Source organism: Streptomyces sp. NPDC040610 (genome assembly GCF_055594065.1).
The window spans coordinates 855,598-869,772 of the sequence record NZ_JBVIXA010000001.1 but is presented as its reverse complement, the minus strand read 5'-3'; the positions used below and the strand labels follow the sequence as shown (position 1 = coordinate 869,772).

General features: G+C 73.5%; 10 protein-coding genes. 2 read left to right on the top strand and 8 right to left on the bottom strand.

Annotation, left to right across the window (positions count from 1 at the left end; translation table 11 throughout):
- The first annotated feature begins 57 nt into the window (after positions 1 to 57).
- Together ACZ6AA_RS03900 and ACZ6AA_RS03895 are read left to right on the top strand one after the other, a co-directional pair.
- Positions 58 to 1,608 (top strand): alpha/beta hydrolase, encoded by a 1,551-nt coding sequence (locus ACZ6AA_RS03900; protein ID WP_471456111.1) that lies wholly within the window; start codon positions 58 to 60, stop codon positions 1,606 to 1,608.
- 70 nt (positions 1,609 to 1,678) lie between these two features.
- Positions 1,679 to 3,250, top strand: a complete 1,572-nt coding sequence (locus ACZ6AA_RS03895) for an alpha/beta hydrolase (protein WP_471456109.1) — start codon at positions 1,679 to 1,681, stop codon at positions 3,248 to 3,250.
- An 86-nt stretch (positions 3,251 to 3,336) separates the two neighbouring features.
- Here the strand turns inward: ACZ6AA_RS03895 and moeZ are convergent, their stop codons facing one another.
- The 8 genes from moeZ to ACZ6AA_RS03855 all read right to left on the bottom strand — a co-directional run bounded on the left by moeZ (position 3,337) and on the right by ACZ6AA_RS03855 (position 14,149).
- Positions 3,337 to 4,515: an adenylyltransferase/sulfurtransferase MoeZ gene (gene moeZ / locus ACZ6AA_RS03890; RefSeq protein ID WP_468451528.1), complete on the bottom strand. Its 1,179-nt coding sequence runs from the start codon at positions 4,513 to 4,515 to the stop codon at positions 3,337 to 3,339.
- Positions 4,516 to 4,614: 99 nt separating this feature from the next.
- Positions 4,615 to 5,376: a spherulation-specific family 4 protein gene (locus tag ACZ6AA_RS03885; protein ID WP_468480554.1), complete on the bottom strand. Its 762-nt coding sequence runs from the start codon at positions 5,374 to 5,376 to the stop codon at positions 4,615 to 4,617.
- Positions 5,364 to 6,317 (bottom strand): NAD-dependent epimerase/dehydratase family protein, encoded by a 954-nt coding sequence (locus tag ACZ6AA_RS03880; protein ID WP_468451524.1) that lies wholly within the window; start codon positions 6,315 to 6,317, stop codon positions 5,364 to 5,366. Before ACZ6AA_RS03880 ends, ACZ6AA_RS03885 begins: the two co-directional genes overlap by 13 nt.
- A gap of 375 nt (positions 6,318 to 6,692) precedes the next feature.
- Entirely contained in the window at positions 6,693 to 7,754 is a 1,062-nt protein-coding gene (locus ACZ6AA_RS03875; protein ID WP_471456106.1) for a hypothetical protein, read from the bottom strand.
- 386 nt (positions 7,755 to 8,140) lie between these two features.
- Positions 8,141 to 10,129 carry a glycosyltransferase gene (locus ACZ6AA_RS03870; protein ID WP_471456104.1) on the bottom strand — a complete coding sequence of 663 codons (1,989 nt, stop codon included), beginning with the start codon at positions 10,127 to 10,129 and terminating at the stop codon, positions 8,141 to 8,143.
- Positions 10,130 to 10,374: 245 nt separating this feature from the next.
- A complete protein-coding gene (locus ACZ6AA_RS03865; RefSeq protein WP_471456102.1) occupies positions 10,375 to 12,066 on the bottom strand; it encodes a dipeptide ABC transporter ATP-binding protein in 1,692 nt (563 codons plus the stop codon).
- Positions 12,063 to 13,154 carry an ABC transporter permease gene (locus tag ACZ6AA_RS03860; protein WP_471456100.1) on the bottom strand — a complete coding sequence of 364 codons (1,092 nt, stop codon included), beginning with the start codon at positions 13,152 to 13,154 and terminating at the stop codon, positions 12,063 to 12,065. The genes ACZ6AA_RS03865 and ACZ6AA_RS03860 overlap by 4 nt, the downstream gene beginning before the upstream one ends.
- The gene (locus tag ACZ6AA_RS03855) at positions 13,151 to 14,149 is read right to left on the bottom strand and encodes an ABC transporter permease (protein WP_468451514.1); all 999 of its coding nucleotides are present in this window, start codon (positions 14,147 to 14,149) and stop codon (positions 13,151 to 13,153) included. The genes ACZ6AA_RS03860 and ACZ6AA_RS03855 overlap by 4 nt, the downstream gene beginning before the upstream one ends.
- Between the last annotated feature and the right edge of the window lie 26 nt (positions 14,150 to 14,175).

Genomic DNA, 14,175 nt, shown 5'->3' with positions numbered 1-14,175 from the left:
TCACCCGCACGGCCCGTGTCCCGAGCGGCGGGGCCGCCGCCCCCGCAGGATGGAGCCATGCCCAAGCTCCCGCCGCGCGCCAAGGCCATGGCCGCCACCGCCGTCCTGCTGACCGCCGCGCTCGCGGCGTGCGGCGACTCCGACTCCGACTCCTCGGACGCGGCCCTGCCGGACCAGAAGCTCAGCTGGAAGGACTGCCCGGCCCCGTCCGCCGCGGAGGGCGGCGGAGAGGCGCCCTCGCCGCTGCCCGGCGGCGCCGAGTGGCAGTGCGCCACCATGAAGGCGCCGCTCGACTGGGACGAGCCCAAGGGCGACACCGTCGACATCGCGCTGATCCGGGCGAAGGCGAGCGGCGACGAGGACCGGCGCATCGGCTCGCTGATCTTCAACTTCGGCGGCCCCGGCGGCTCGGGCGTCACCACGCTGCCCGCGTTCGGCACGGACTACGCGAAGCTGCGCGCCCGCTACGACCTGGTGAGCTTCGACCCGCGCGGCGTCGGCCGCAGCGAGGGCGTGAAGTGCGAGGACGACGAGCAGCTCGACGCGTACTACCAGCAGGACGCGACGCCCGACGACGACGCCGAGCGCAAGAAGCTCATGGACAACGTCAAGAGCTTCAACGGGGCGTGCGAGAAGAACTCCAAGAAGGTGCTCCCCCATGTGCGCACCACCGACGCGGCCCGCGACATGGACCTGATGCGCCAGGTGCTCGGCGACGACAAGCTGTACTACTTCGGCATCTCCTACGGCACCGAACTCGGCGGCGTGTACGCCCACTTGTTCCCCAAGAAGGTCGGCCGCGCGGTGTTCGACGCGGTCGTCGACCCCACGGAGACACCGGAACAGGGCTCGCTCGGGCAGGCCAAGGGCTTCCAGCGGGCGCTCGACAATTTCGCCGAGGACTGCGCGTCGCAGGTCGAGGACTGCCCCGTCGGTGACGACGAGCAGGACGTCAAGGACCGCATCGCGAAGCTCCTGAAGGACCTCGACAGCAAGCCGCTGCCCGCCCTGCCGCCGCGCGAGCTGACCCAGACCGCGGCGACGAACGGCATCGCGCAGGCCCTGTACTCCAAGGACTTCTGGCCCTACCTCACCCAGGGCCTGGAGGACGCCTACGACGGCGACGGCAAGATCCTGATGGTCCTGTCCGACTCGATGAACGGCCGCAGCGAGAACGGCGAGTACAGCAACATCCAGGCCGCGAACGTCGCCATCAACTGCGCCGACGACAAGCCGCGCTACACCCCCGAGGACGTCGAGAAGAAGCTGCCGGACTTCCGCGAGGCCTCGCCGCTGTTCGGCGACTACCTGGCCTGGGGCATGGTCAACTGCTCCGACTGGGCGGTCGACGGCGCGGCCGACCACCCGGACGTGAGCGCCTCGGGCGCCGCGCCCGTCCTCGTCATCGGCAACACCGGCGACCCGGCCACGCCGTACGAGGGCGCGCGCAAGATGGTCGACTCCCTCGGCGAGGGCGTCGGCGTCGAGCTGACGTACAAGGGCCAGGGCCACGGGGCGTACGACAGCAAGAACAAGTGCGTACGGGGTGCCGTGGACGGCTATCTGCTGAACGGCACGGTGCCGAAGGCGGGCACGGTCTGCTCCTGACCGCCCGCCGGAGCCCTTGTCAGTGGCCGTGCCTACTATGGCCTGACTGCCTTCCGAGGGGGGAAGCGTCATGCCGCGTTTCGTACGGTCAGCAGCTCTGGCCGCCGCAGGTGTTCTGGTGGCCGGGCTCGCCGTGGGATGCGGTGGCTCCGACGACGACAAGGACGGGTCCGACGGGAAGCGGCCCGCGCCCACGGGGGCCGACCCCGCGCCGCGCCCCGACCCCTCCTCCACGCTGCCCGCCGCCGTCACGACGCAGAAGCTCGACTGGGGCGGCTGCAAGGCCTCGGGCAGTGACCCCGCGCCGGGCGACGAGTGGCAGTGCGCGACCCTCAAGGTCCCCCTCGACTACGAGAAGCCGGACGGCGAGACCATCGGCGTCGCGCTGATCCGCGCCAAGTCCACCGGCGAGGGCGACCGCATCGGCTCGCTCCTGTTCAACTTCGGCGGCCCGGGCGGCTCCGGCGTCTCCATGCTGCCGTCCTTCGCCGACTCGTACGGCAAGCTGCGCGAGCGGTACGACCTGGTGAGCTTCGACCCGCGCGGAGTGGGCGCCAGCGAGGGCGTGCGCTGCCGCAGCGACAAGGAGACGCAGGCCGCGGAGCGGACCGACCTCACCCCGGACACCCCGGCCGAGGAGAGGGCGTACTTCAAGGACGCCGCGGACTTCGGCGCGGGCTGCGCGCGTGCCGCGAAGAAGCTGCTCCCGCACGTCTCCACGGCCGAGGCGGCCCGCGACATGGACGTGCTGCGCCAGGTCCTCGGCGACGCCAAGCTGCACTACTTCGGCATCTCGTACGGCACCGAACTCGGTGGTACGTACGCCCACTTGTTCCCCAAGAAGGTCGGCCGCCTCACGCTCGACGCGGTGGTGGACCCGACGGCGGGCACGGTGGGCCACGCCGAGAACCAGGCCCGCGGCTTCCAGCGCGCCCTCGACAACTACCTGAAGGCCAACGGCCAGGACCCGAAGGCCGGTACGAAGAAGATCGTCGACCTGCTGCGCCGCATCGACGCGAAGCCGCTGCGCACGGACACCCCCGGGCGCAAGCTCAGCGAGTCCCTGGCGACGACCGGCATCACGGTCACGCTGTACAGCAAGCAGACCTGGCCCGCGCTGACCAACGCCCTGGAGGAGGCGGAGAAGGGCAACGGCACGGCCCTGCTGCAGCTGGCGGACGCGTACAACGAACGGGACGCGTCCGGGCGTTACAGCACCCAGGGCCACTCCCAGCGCGCGATCTCCTGCCGGGACGGCAAGGAGCGGCCGACGCCGGAGCAGGCGAAGGCCAAGCTCGACCGGTTCCGCGAGATATCCCCGCTGTTCGGCACGTTCATGGGCTGGGACACGGCGGGCTGGTGCCACGACTGGCCGGTGCCCGGGCTGCACGACAGCCCCGAGGTGAGCGCCCCCGGCGCCGACCCCGTCCTGGTCGTCGGCAACACCGGCGACCCCGCGACGCCGTACGAGGGCGCGCGGAAGATGGCGGACGAGCTGGGCAAGGGCGTCGGCGTGCACCTGACGTGGAAGGGCGAGGGCCACGGGGCGTACGGCAACGGCAGCGACTGCGTGGACGGCACGGTCAACGACTACCTGCTCGACGGCAAGGTCCCGGACGACAACAAGGTCTGCGAGTCCTGAGGCCCGGGCAGCCGAAGGCCCCGCCCACCGGAGGGTGAGCGGGGCCCGGAAACTGCTCGAACTGCTCTAGTAGACCGGCTTCTGCTCTAGTAGACCGGCTTCTCGGGCTCGATCTGGTTGACCCAGCCGATCACGCCGCCGCCCACGTGCACCGCGTCCGCGAAGCCCGCGGACTTGAGCACGGCGAGGACTTCCGCACTGCGGACACCCGTCTTGCAATGCAAGACGATCTTCTTGTCCTGCGGCAGCGTCTCCAGGGCGGTGCCCATGAGGAACTCGTTCTTCGGGACCAGCTTGGCGCCCGGGATGGAGACGATCTCGTACTCGTTCGGCTCCCGGACGTCGATGATCTCGATCTTCTCGTCGGCGTCGATCCACTCCTTGAGCTGCTTGGGAGTGATCGTCGAACCGGCGGCCGCCTCCTGGGCCTCCTCCGAGACGACGCCGCAGAAGGCCTCGTAGTCGATGAGTTCGGTGACGGTGGGGTTCTCGCCGCAGACCGCGCAGTTCGGGTCCTTGCGGACCTTGACCTGGCGGTACTGCATCTCCAGGGCGTCGTAGATCATCAGGCGGCCGACCAGGGGCTCACCGGTGCCGGTGAGGACCTTGATCGCCTCGGTGACCTGGATGGAGCCGATGGAGGCGCAGAGCACGCCGAGCACGCCACCCTCGGCGCAGGACGGGACCATGCCGGGGGGCGGGGGCTCCGGGTACAGGCAGCGGTAGCAGGGGCCGTGCTCGGACCAGAAGACCGAGGCCTGGCCGTCGAAGCGGTAGATCGAGCCCCAGACGTAGGGCTTGTTCAGGAGCACGCACGCGTCGTTGACCAGGTAGCGCGTGGCGAAGTTGTCCGTGCCGTCGACGATCAGGTCGTACTGGCTGAAGATGTCCATCACGTTCTCGGCCTCGAGCCGCTCTTCGTGGAGGATCACGTTCACGTACGGGTTGATGCCGAGGACGGAGTCCTTCGCGGACTCGGCCTTGGAGCGGCCGATGTCGGCCTGGCTGTGGATGATCTGGCGCTGCAGGTTCGACTCGTCGACCTCGTCGAACTCCACGATGCCGAGGGTGCCGACGCCCGCCGCCGCGAGGTACATCAGCGCCGGTGACCCGAGGCCGCCGGCGCCCACACAGAGCACCTTGGCGTTCTTCAGCCGCTTCTGCCCGTCCATCCCGACGTCGGGGATGATCAGGTGGCGGGAGTACCTGCGGACCTCGTCGACGGTGAGCTCAGATGCTGGCTCGACCAGGGGTGGCAGCGACACGGGGACTCCGTTGGTCGGAAGTGCGATCGGGGTCCCCCGGCCCCGCCGCGGCCGGGCTGGGGGACATCAGTTCTCCTGGTAACACTGCCATGGCCATCTTCATTCCGAGACACCTGGTCCGACCCGCGAGACGATCTCGTCCCAGTAACCGGGCAGCGACTCCCAGGGGTCGCCGACCGGGCCGGTGTCGGTGCGGTCGGTGAAGTAGATCGTCGAGGCCCCTTGCCAGCGGGCGACGCGCAGCGCCTCGTCGAGGTGGCCGCGCGGCATGCCGTGGACGAGGTGGCAGAAGCGTTCGGGCGGGTGGTCGGCGGTCCACTCGGCCACCTGCGACCAGCGGTAGTCGCTCCAGGGTCCGGCGAAGGTCACCAACTGGTCGGCGGTGTCGGCGTATCCGGGGTGCGGATGGGTGCCGTGGCCGAACACGATGTGGCCGTCGTCGGACCCGCCCCGCAGCAGGGCGCGCAGGGTGGTGACCGTGCGCGCGACTTCCGGGAGCGCGGTGCGTTCGGTGGGGCAGCGGCCGAGGAAGAAGCCGTCGACGAGGTACCAGTCGAGGTAGCGGTGGGCGTCGGACACCAGCTCGCCGAAGCCGCGTGCGCCGTAGGTCACATCGAGCTGGCCGAGGACCCGGACCCCGGCGTTCCGCAACCGTCCCGCCGCGGCCAGGCAGTGCGGGTCGGGCCGGTCACCCGGACCGTTGTCGATATTCAGGACAACCCAGTGCAAAGGGGTCCCGGGGCGGGTGAGTTCGGCCCATTCGGTGGCCGCGAGCAGGGGGTGGGCGAAGCCGGGGACGCCGAATCCGACGCGTACGTCGGTCTGGGCGACGCCGGTGGCCGTGCTGCTCAGATGCGGCATGCCGCCTCCATCCAGATGTCGGCCAGGGACTCTTCGAGGTTGATGCGGGGCCGCCAGCCGAGCCGGTCGCGCGCGGTGCGCACGTCGGCCTGCTGCCAGCTGCCGCAGCCGTCGGGGTAGGGGTACGCGGTCGGGCCCGCGTGGTCCGGATCGGCGCGGGGGTGGCCGATGACCGGCCGGACGGCGGGCTGGTCGAGTTCGTGCAGCGCGCCGCCGTACCCGGCGACGCGCGCGAGGACGGCGGCGGCGTCCCGCAGCCGCACGGCACGCCCGGAGCCGATGTTGACGATGCCCTGGGCGGCGGAGAGGGAGGCGGCGTGCACGGCGCGGGCGATGTCGCGTACGTCGATGAAGTCCCGCTGGACGCCGAGTCCGCCGAGTTTGAGCTCGCCGTCGCCGGACTGCATGGCGCGCCGCATGGCCTCGGCGAGGCGGCCGAGCGGTGATCCGGCGGGGGTGCCGGGCCCTGCGGGCGAGAAGACCCGCAGGACGACGGCGTCGAGGCCGGAGCCGAGGACGAGTTCGGTGGCGGCGAGCTTGCTGACGCCGTACGGGCCGCCGGGCCGGGGGACGGCGTCCTCGGCCGTCGACGAGCCGGGCTGGCTCGGGCCGTACTCGGCGCCGCAGCCGAGCTGCACCAGGCGGGCGCCGCAGCCGCTGCGGCGCAGGGCCTCGCAGACGGTGGCGACGGCGACGGTGTTGTGCCGGGTCAGCTCGCGGGCGCCGCCGCGGGTGGCACCGGCGCAGTTGATGACGACGCCCGGGTGCACGGCGTCCAGGAAGCGGGTGAGCGCACCGGGGCTGCCGTTGGCGAGGTCGAACCGTACGTCCGAGTCGTCGCCCCGGCCGAGCGCGGTGAGCTGCACGGCCGGGTCGGCGAGCAGCCGGTCGGCGACGAAGCGGCCGAGGTATCCGTTGGCTCCGATCAGCAGCACCCTCATCGGACGGCTCCCGGGACGGACGCTCGGTGGGTGGGGGTGGTCATCTGGGGTTCTCCTTCGGGTGTTGCCGAGTGCGGGGAAGTTCGTGGTCTTACGGGGTGGGCGGGCTGGGTGAGCCGGAGAGGCTGGGTAGGGCGGCCGGGCCAGGTGAGTCAGGTGAGGTGGCTGGGGCGGTCCGGCCAAGGAGTCGGGGCGGGGGGTGGTGGGGCTGGTGGTCTTGGTGCGGCCACCGCGTCGAGTGGGGCTGGTGGGGCGCGTTCGGGTGGCGCCGCCCTGGGTGGTCGCGGTGGGGGACGGCCAGGTCGGCCGCGGCGGCCGCCCCGGTCATGGCGCCCCCGCCCGCCCTCTCGGCCACGGAGGCCCGCGCAGGGGCGCTCATCGGACCCCCTCCGCCACTGCGTGGGCGGAGGCCCGCCCCAGGACCCGGACCGCGCGCGCCAGCAGCACCGCGGCACCCGTGGCGCAGGTGAGCGCGGCGAGCGTCCCCGTCCCCGCCGCGTCGACCAGGCCCTCCACCGGCGCCGCGAGGAACCCGCAGCCCGGCAGGCGGCCCGCGAACAACAGGGCCACCGCCAGGGCCTGCGCGGCGCCGACCGTCGCGTACACGAGGGCGGGCGCGCGCCGCGAGCCGTGGGCGCGCAGCATCCGGCCGAGCCACAGCAGCGCGGCCAGCGCACCGGCCCCGACCGCCGAGAGTGCCGTGCCCGGGCCCGGCACGGGCAGCGCCCGCACGCCGGTGACCAGTGCGCCGACCGCGCCCAGGAACAGCGCGAACACGACGATCAGCAACGGGCGTACGGAGGCGGCGAATTCGGCGAGGCCGCGGCTCGTGCCGAGGCTGCCGCCCGCCCGAACCGCGAAGAGCCGCGCGCACCACGCTCCGGGGGCGACGGCGCCCGCGAGGACGAGCGCCGCAGCGGTCGACGGCGCCCAGGGCCCGTCGGGGCCGCCGGACACGGCCGCCCGCAGCAGTCCGTCGCCGAGCAGGGCGTACCCGAGGAGCCAGCCCACCCATGGGTGCGTGGGCCGGGTGGCGGGGAGCGCGGCGCGCAGCGGGCCGCACCGCAGGGCGATCGCGGCGGTCGCCGCCACGGCGAGGGCACCGCCGAGCAGCACCGCGAGGCGCGGGCGCCCCTCGGCCAGGCCGAGCCCCGCGACGGCGAGGGCGCAGGCCGCGCCGGGCAGCAGCGCGAACACGGCCCACCCGGGCGGGACGTGAGCGGCGGTGTCACCGCGTACCGCGTACGAGTCGTCGGCGAGGGCGTCCCACTCCGCGCTGTCCTGCGGCACGCGCGCGTACATCTCCTCCGCGAGCGCGAACACATCGCGGTGCCGGAACCGCGCGGCCGTCCGGTCGGTGACCCCGTGCGCCTCCAGGCCCGCCGCGATCTCCAGCGGGTCCACTGCGCGCTCGCACAGCTCACGGTGACGGTGCATCAGCGCCTTCACCGGGTCGGCGGGGCCGCGGCGGGGGGTGATCGCGGACGGTCGGGCGGGGGGCGCGGGGGATGCGGGGGCCGGTGCGGGATCTTGTACGGGGGTCGGTGCGGGATTCCGCAGGGGAGCCGTTACGTGATCCTGTACGGGAGCCGGTGCGGGATTCCGCACGGGGGCCGGTGCGGAGGCCGGTGCGGGATTCCATACGGGAGCCGGTGCGGGGGCCCCTACGGGAGCTGCTCCACCGCCCGAACCGGGCTCGCCCTCCCCCGCGCCCGCCGCCGCACCTGCCGCCACCCCGCCCGCCAACTCCGCCGACCGGGCGTCCCACCCGCCCACGCCGCCGGGCGCCCGAGGCACATCCACCGACCGTTCCGGCCACCCCGTCATGACAGCGCCTCCCTGAACCCGAGCCCCAACCCGGGCCGCCCGCCGCCCTGTTGTCGCGCCGCGACCCAGCTCGGCGCGGGCGCGGGGGCGGACGCGGGCACACCGGACGCTCCGGCGGGCCAGGGCGCCCCGGACGTACCGACAGCCCCGCCCGTCCCGCTGTCCACCGCGCCGCCGACAGCCCACCGCCCCGGCACGTACGCCTCGGCGGGGCGCGCGAACGGCACGGGCTCGCCCGCCTCGTTCAGGGCGTCGCGGCGGACCGGGCAGTGCGAGACGATCTCCAGGTAAATGCCGTTAAATGCTGTGAGGTTCTGCTCGACGGTGAAGAGTTCCAGTGCCCGTGCCCGGGCCGCCGCCCCCAGGCGCGCACGGCGCTCGGGGTCGCGCAGAAGCGTCACGCACGCCTGCGCGAGCGCCCGGGGATTGCGCGGCGGCACCACGAGCCCCGTGCCGCCGATGACCTCGACCACGGCGCCGACGTCCGTCGAGACGGTCGCGCGCCCGCAGAGCATCGCCTCGATGAGGCTGATCGGGAAGCCCTCGACGACGCTGGACAGGACGACCACACCGGCCGCCGCGTACGCGTCCGGGAGGTCGGGCAGCTCCGGTCCGCCGATCTCCTCGAAGGACACGGGGTTGTCGCCGACCGCGTGCGCGCCGTCCGCCTCGTCGGGGAAGAGCTGCGCGGCGAGGGCGCGGCAGTGCGCGAGGTACGCGGCCGCCTCCGGGCCGTCCGCGAGGGCGCCGACTATGCGCAGGCGCGCCTTGGGCTCCTCCTTGCGGACCTCGGCGAAGGCGTGCAGGAGCGAGATCAGGTCCTTCGCGGGCTCGACGCGGCCGACCCAGATCAGGGTCTCGGGCTCGCCCGGGTCCTCCCGCTCGCCGACCTCGCCGAAGCGGGCCGCGGGCAGTCCGGGGTAGACCGTGCGCAGCTTGGCCCGGTCCGCGCCGCACCGTTCCTGCCAGCGGCGCGCGTGCGCGTTGCCGGGGGTGATGAGGGCGGCCTGCCGGTACACCTCGGCGGCGAGGCGGCCGTGGAAGGAGGCGAGCAGGGCACGGGCGGGCGCCGCGAGGCCCACGTCGGCGCCCCCGCCACCACCGGCCCCGGCCCCGGCCCCGGCCCCGGCCCCGAAACCCACACCAGCACCAGCACCAGCACCAGCACCAGCACCAGCACCAGCACCAGCCAAATAGTGCGCCCGAAGCTGCACCCCGTACTCGGTGACCAGCAGCGGCACCCCCGCGAAGTGCTTGGCGAGCAGCCCGGGCAGCGCGGCGCCGCCGCCCGCCGTGGCGTGGCAGACGTCGACCGCGCCCAGCTCATCGTCCCCGTACCAGTCGAGGGACAGCGGGCGCAGCACGCGCTCCAGGCGGTCCGCGACGGCGAGGAGATCCGGTACGCGGGCGGCGCGCGCGGCGCGCAACGCGCCCGGCGCGCGGCAGGCGCCCTCCAGGGCGCGCACGGCGACCTCGGAGCGCAGGGCACCGCCCAGGCCTCCCACGTCATGGGCAAGGTCGGCGAGCTCGTACAACGCACTGCCGAAACGGTCCGCCAACTGGCCGGAGCTGTTCCGCTCCCCCGGGCCCGCCCCGCTTCCCGGCTCCGTGCCGGCCTCCGAACACACCACCCACGCCAGCTCACTGAAGCTCTCGGCGAACCTCCGCCGCACCCGCCGCCCGAAGCCGAACCCGGAACCAGAGCCGAACCCGGACCCACCGCCGAGCCCGGACCCGGACCCGCCCCCGGACCCCACCTCGCCCCCGGCCGCCGAACCCCCCACTCCCCACAGCGGAGCGCTCCGCACCCGACGCACCTGCGGCGGCAGCGCCACCCACCCGCGCGCCTCCTGCCGTTCGCTCCGGCTCAGCGCGTACACGTCGAACTCATGCTGCCCGAGCCCGCGCACGAGCCGGTCGCACCAGAGCCTGGCCTCACCGTCCACATACGGATAACCACCCTCCGTAAGCAGTCCTATGCGCACGCGTGCACCCCCGATCTCCCATATGGGGAGCCGCCGTTGGACCGGCGGCTCGCAGCGGGACGAAGGTATGCGGACATGACGGTGGCGCGACGGACGGTTGTCCATCGCGCCACCAGAAGGGGTGAAGAGCCGTAACTTTCCCGCGCCGGTCGCGTTCCGTCGCGCTATAGCGGACCTACGACCGGCTTACAGCACAGCAAAAGCCGCAAGAGCCCAGAATCCACCCGGCACACCCTCACGGAGTGTCACGCTGCGGCCAGCTCCTTCCCGGTGCCGCCGCCGTCGCCACCCTCCGCGCTCTCTGCGCCCTCCGTGTCCGCCGCGCGCGCCGCCCGTGCGGCGGCCGCCACGCGCCGACGCGCCGCCCGCCGCTCCTGCGCGGCCGCCGGGTCGAGCGCGGGCACGGCGGCGAGCAGCTGGCGGGTGTACGGGTCCTGAGGATTTCCGTAGACCTCGTCCACGGACCCGTACTCGACGATCCGCCCGCGCCGCATCACCGCGACCTTGTCGCTGACCTGACGCACCACCGCCAGGTCGTGCGCGACGAAGACGAGGGCGAGCCCCAGCTCCCGCTGCAGTTCGGCGAGGAGCGCCGTGACCTGCGCCTGTGTGGTGACGTCCAGGGCGGAGACCGGTTCGTCGCACACGATGAGGCGGGGCTCGGCGGCGAGCGCCCTGGCGATGCCGACGCGCTGGCGCTGGCCGCCGCTGAACTCGTGCGGGTAGCGGCCGTAGTGCGCGGGGTCGAGGCCGACCCGCGTCATCAGGTCGCGGACGCGGGTGCGGATCGCGTCCTCGTCGCGGTCGCCCCGCGCCCGCAGCGGGTCGGCGATGGACTCGCCGACCGAGCGGCGCGGGTTGAGCGAGGCGACGGGGTCCTGGAACACCATCTGCACACCCGGCACGACGCCCTTGGCCTGCTTCTCCGCACCCCCGTAGCGGAGTTGCCCGGCCGTCGGTTCGAGGAGGCCGACGAGCATCCGACCGAGCGTCGTCTTGCCGCTGCCGCTCTCGCCGACGACGCCGAGCGTCTCGCCGCGCCGCACGCTGAGCGACACCCCGTCGACGGCCGCGAAGGCCTTCTTGCCGCGGCCGAAGTCGCGCCGCAGCCCGTCGGCCTCGACCACCACGTCGCCGAGGTCGCCGGAGCGCTCCTCGCGGACGGCGTCCACCCGGGGCACGGCGCCGAGGAGCTGCCGGGTGTACGACTCCCGCGGCGCCGACAGGACATCGGCGACGCCGCCGCGCTCGACGACGTGCCCGTGCCGCATGACGAGCACGTCGTCAGTGCTCTCCGCCGCGACCCCCACGTCGTGCGTGACCAGGAGCAGCCCCATGCCGGTCTCCTCGCGCAGCCCGTGCAGCAGGTCGAGGATCTGCGCCTGCACGGTCACGTCCAGGGCGGTCGTCGGCTCGTCGGCGATGAGCAGTTCGGGTTCGCAGGCGAGCGCCATGGCGATCAGGGCGCGCTGGCGCATGCCGCCGCTGAACTCGTGCGGCCGGAAGCGGGCGCGGCGCGGCGCGTCGGGGATCCCGACGCGGTCGAGCACCTCGACGGCCCGGGCCCGGGCGGCGCGCCGGGAGGCCTTGGCGTGCGTCCGGTACACCTCGGCGATCTGGTCGCCCACCGCGTAGTACGGGTCGAGGGAGGACAGCGGGTCCTGGAAGACCATCGCGGCGACCGGGCCGCGCAGCCTGCGCAGTTCGGCGTCCGTGGCCGCGCCGACGTCGGTGCCGCCGACGCGCACGGAGCCCGTCACGCGGGCGCCCGTGTCCCGGTGGAGCCCGAGCAGCGCGGACGCGACGGTCGACTTGCCGGATCCGGACTCGCCGACGAGGCCGAGGGCGCCGCCGCGCTCCAGCGTGAAGGAGACCGAGTCCACGGCACGCACGTCGCCGAACTCGACGCTCAGCTCGTCCACTTGGACAAGGCTCATGACAGCACCACCCGTCGGTCGGCCACCGCGTACAGCACATCCGCGACGGCACTGGCAAGGACCACGAAGAAGCCGGTGACCATGACCATGCCGACGACCACCGGCAGGTCGACGACCCGGACCGCGTGCACGAGTTCGCGACCGAGCCCGGGCAGGCCGAACAGCGTCTCGGTGAGCAGCGCGCCGCCGAACATCGTCCCGAAGTCGTTGGCGGTGAGCGCGATCACGGGGGCGAGCGCGCCGCGCAGGGCGTGCCGCCCGACGATGGACCGCTCCTTGACGCCGTACGCGCGGAAGGTCCGCACGTGGTCCTCGGCGAGCGTCTCCAGCATCGAGGCGCGCGTCAGCCGGGCGTACTTGGCGGCTTCGATGAGCGCGAGCGACACCCAGGGCAGGAGCAGGTTCCACGCCCACTGCTGCGGGTCGTCCATGAACGGCACGTACTGCGGGAACGGCAGCCACTGCAGCTGGCCGCAGACCAGGATCATCAGGATCAGGCCGATCACGAACACGGGCGTGGCCGTGCCCGCGAGGGTGACGGCGGTCAGGATCCGCTCGGTGGGACGGCCGCGCCGCCAGGCGGACAGGACGCCGGTGCCGACGCCGAGGATCAGCCACAGCACCATGGCGCCGAGGGCGAGCGAGCCGGTGACGGGCACCTTGTTCACGATCAGCTCGGTGACCTGCTGGTCGGTCTGGTACGACAGGCCGAGGCAGGGCGCTTCGCAGTGCAGCACGCCGGTGCCGGTGGAGTAGTCGTGGCCCACGAGGATGCCGCGCAGGAAGTCCACGTACCGCGTGTACAGCGGGTCGTCGAGCCGGAGCTGGTCCGAGACCTGCTGCACCTGGGCGGGCGAGCAGCGCGGGCCGCAGGTGATCTGGGCGACGTCGCCGGGCGCTACGTAGAAGACGGCGTAAATGACGACCGACAGCACGAAGAGCGTGACGACGACACCGAGGACCCGGCGTGCGACGAAGCCGGTGAAGCCGCCGCCGAGGAACCCGAGGAGGCCGCCGAACCCGCCGGTGAAACCGGAAGACTTGGCGGGGGCGGGGGCGGGGGTCGGGGTGGAAGTGGTCGTGGTCACGAGCCGTCCTCCCGCTTCCGTCCGGTGCCGATCCGCAGCCGGGACGCCGCGCGCGGGTCGAGCGCGGTGCGCACCCCGTCGCCGAGGACGGTCAGCGCGAGCACGGTCACGAACAGGGCGGCGGCGGGCAGCAGCAGGTACTGCGGGGCCGCCTGGTACCAGACGTCGGCCGAGGTCAGCATCTGTCCCCAGGACGCGGTGGGCGGCTTCACGCCGACGCCGAGGAAGGACAGGGCCGCCTCGACGGTGATGTTCGTGGGGACGAGCAGCGCGGCGTACGTGATGACGGGTGCGGCGAGCGCGGGCAGCAGCTCGCGGCGGGCGATCCGCACCCCGCCCCAGCCGCTGAGCCGGGCCGCCGCCACGTGGTCGAGCGACTTCAGCGAGATGGTCTTGGCGCGTACGACCTTCGCGATCCCGCCCCAGCCCACGAACCCGATGACCAGCGCGACCAGCACCGGACGCGGAAAGCCGCTCGGCACCACGGCGAGCAGCGCGAGCGCGAGGACCATCACGGGCAGCGCCACCATGACGTCGGTGGCGCGACTGAGGGCCTGGTCGAGCCAGCGCCCGCCGAGCCCGCTGGCGAGGCCGACGACGACACCGAGGGCGACCTGCAGCACGGTGGCGACGGCGGCGACGCCGAGGGACACCCGGGCGCCGTACACGAGCCGGGCGAACAGGTCGCGCCCGGTCTGCGGTTCGACGCCGAGCCAGTGGTCGCCGTCGATCCCGCCGAACGAGCCGACGGGCACGCCGCCGCGGGCGGAGTCGACGAGGTCGGGGTGGTACGTGGTGGGGTCCTGGCCCGCCAGGGCGGTGAGCAGGGGCGCGGCGAGCGCCACCAGGACGAGCAGGGCGACGACGGCCGCCGCGACGAGGGCGGCGCGCTGCGTGCGCAGTCGCCGCCAGAACTGACGGGCTCCGGAGGCGGGGGCGGACGCCGTGGTGACGTCCGCCCCCGAGGTCTCCGGGGCCAGGAGGGCCTCACTCATGGAACGACCTGAATCCGTGCTGGGTT

Excerpts from the sequence above, each read along its gene's own strand:
- ACZ6AA_RS03900 (WP_471456111.1), top strand. The coding sequence starts at position 58 with ATGCCCAAGCTCCCGCCGCGCGCCAAGGCCATGGCCGCCACCGCCGTC.
- ACZ6AA_RS03895 (WP_471456109.1), top strand. The coding sequence starts at position 1,679 with ATGCCGCGTTTCGTACGGTCAGCAGCTCTGGCCGCCGCAGGTGTTCTG.
- ACZ6AA_RS03885 (WP_468480554.1), bottom strand. The coding sequence starts at position 5,376 with ATGCCGCATCTGAGCAGCACGGCCACCGGCGTCGCCCAGACCGACGTA.
- ACZ6AA_RS03880 (WP_468451524.1), bottom strand. The coding sequence starts at position 6,317 with ATGAGGGTGCTGCTGATCGGAGCCAACGGATACCTCGGCCGCTTCGTC.
- ACZ6AA_RS03875 (WP_471456106.1), bottom strand. The coding sequence starts at position 7,754 with ATGCACCGTCACCGTGAGCTGTGCGAGCGCGCAGTGGACCCGCTGGAG.
- ACZ6AA_RS03865 (WP_471456102.1), bottom strand. The coding sequence starts at position 12,066 with ATGAGCCTTGTCCAAGTGGACGAGCTGAGCGTCGAGTTCGGCGACGTG.
- ACZ6AA_RS03855 (WP_468451514.1), bottom strand. The coding sequence starts at position 14,149 with ATGAGTGAGGCCCTCCTGGCCCCGGAGACCTCGGGGGCGGACGTCACC.